Genomic DNA, 322 nt, shown 5'->3' with positions numbered 1-322 from the left:
CTCGCTGGCCTCGTCGGCGGCGGACTCGACCTCCGGGAACGTCCAGACCGTGGCGGGCGCCGCCGAGGAGCTGGCGGCCTCGGTGGCGGAGGTGTCCCAGAGCATCGTGCGCTCCCAGGGCGCCACCGACACCGCCTATGCCTGTGTTCAGGACGCGGACGGCCACACCAAGCGGCTGGCCGAGACCGCCACCGCCATGACCGGCATCGTCGGCCTGATCCAGGACATCGCCGGCCAGACCAACCTGCTGGCGCTGAACGCCACCATCGAGGCCGCCCGCGCGGGCGCGGCGGGTCGCGGCTTCGCGGTCGTCGCCTCCGAG

Annotated in this window: 1 protein-coding gene; it reads left to right on the top strand. The window is 74.2% G+C overall.

Features of this window, described 5'->3' with window-relative positions; translation table 11 throughout:
• On the top strand, positions 1–322 hold a 322-nt coding region (locus ACLBYB_RS32985; RefSeq protein WP_447701403.1), incomplete at both ends, for a methyl-accepting chemotaxis protein.

It is taken from the genome of Methylobacterium sp. D54C (genome assembly GCF_053345595.1).
Note: the sequence above shows the minus strand (reverse complement) of the source record. Positions and strands in the feature narration are given on the sequence as shown.